This window comes from Corynebacterium sp. CCUG 51687, assembly GCF_024453995.1.
Taxonomy (GTDB): domain Bacteria; phylum Actinomycetota; class Actinomycetes; order Mycobacteriales; family Mycobacteriaceae; genus Corynebacterium; species Corynebacterium pseudogenitalium.
The window spans coordinates 1-1,898 of sequence record NZ_JAGPYT010000026.1; the positions used below are offsets into that span (position 1 = coordinate 1).

Sequence of the window (1,898 nt, forward strand, 5' to 3'; positions counted from 1 at the left end):
ATCCAACACTTGGCGCGGCTACCTGACTGCGTCACCCCATCACTGAACTACCACGGATCAGGCCCCACGCATCACCAACAACCACACACCCAAAAGGATGCGCATGTTGCCAGTTCAGGGTGGTTAGTATCACCGCTTCACTCTTTGTCGCATGCATACGGGTACGGGAATATCAACCCGTTGACCATCGACTACGCCTGTCGGCCTCGCCTTAGGACCCGACTCACCCTGGGAAGACGAACTTGACCCAGGAACCCTTAGTCATCCAGCGGATACGATTCTCACGTATCTCTCGTTACTCATGCCTGCATTCTCACTCGCACACAGTCCACCACCCCTTACAGTATGGCTTCACCCCATGCACGACGCTCCCCTACCCATAGTAAAAACTATGCCGCGGCTTCGGCGGTGTACTTGAGCCCCACTACATTGTCGGCGCAGAACCACTCGACCAGTGAGCTATTACGCACTCTTTCAAGGATGGCTGCTTCTAAGCCAACCTCCTGGCTGTCTTCGCGATCCCACATCCTTTTCCACTTAGTACACCCTTAGGGGCCTTAACCGGCGATCTGGGCTGTTTCCCTCTCGACTATGAAGCTTATCCCCCACAGTCTCACTGCTATAGAACACTTAACCGGCATTCGGAGTTTGGCTGATGTTGCTAAGATGATAGTCCCGCTCAACCAACCAGTAGCTCTACCTCCGGCAAACTACTATAACGCTGCACCTAAATGCATTTCGGGGAGAACCAGCTATCACGGAGTTTGATTGGCCTTTCACCCCTACCCACAACTCATCCCCTCAGTTTTCAACCTAAGTGGGTTCGCGCCTCCACAACCTCTTACAGCTGCTTCACACTGGCCATGGGTAGATCACCCCGCTTCGGGTCCAGGACATGCCACTTACAACACCCAATTAGGATTCGCTTTCGCTACGACTACCCCACACGGGTTAACCTCGCGACATGCCGCTGACTCGCAGGCTCATTCTTCAAAAGGCACGCCATCACACACACGCGGTGCTCTGACGGATTGTAAGCGCACGGTTTCAGGAACTCTTTCACTCCCCTCCCGGGGTACTTTTCACCATTCCCTCACGGTACTTATTCACTATCGGTCACACTTAGTATTTAGGCTTACCGGGTGGTCCCGGCAGATTCACAGCAGATTCCACGAGCCCACTGCTACTCGGGCAAACAATCACCACAACACGACACGCCTTCACGTACAGGGGCTCTCACCCTCTCCGGCACACCATCCCAGGTGACTTCCGCTAACACGCCGCATCATAGGGGTACATGGCAGCATACCCACAATCATCGCCCACAACACCACACGCGCAACCCCTGCCAGGTATCACACACGCATGGTTTAGCCTCATCCACGTTCGCTCGCCACTACTAGCAGAATCACAATTGTTTTCTTCTCCTACGGGTACTGAGATGTTTCACTTCCCCGCGTAACCCCCACACAGACTATACATTCATCTGCAGGTAACACTCCATAACAAGTGCCAGGTTTCCCCATTCGGACATCCTCGGATCAACGCTTTGTTGGCAACTCCCCGAGGCATAACGCAGCCTCACACGTCCTTCATCGGCTAAGCATGCCAAGGCATCCACCGTACGCCCTTGTAACAAAACAAAAACACACAACAAACAAACAACAAACAACCACCACACACAAACAGCATGACAATCACTTGTTGTTAGGCAAACTTACAATCAAAAAATTCTTCCACAAGAATAAAGATGCTCGCGTCCACTATACAGTTCTCACACAACACACCCCACACACCAACCACCAACCAAACCAGTCAGTGATCAACACGCGGAATCAATCAAGACAACACAACTGCTGCCTCAGACACCCAACAGTGCACCAACACACAATAATTAT

At 52.3% G+C, this 1,898-nt stretch carries 1 rRNA gene; it reads right to left on the reverse strand.

The window, feature by feature from the left end:
* A 23S ribosomal RNA gene (locus KBX13_RS11390) occupies window positions 1–1,644 on the reverse strand; the annotation flags it as partial.
* Window positions 1,645–1,898 lie beyond the last annotated feature (254 nt).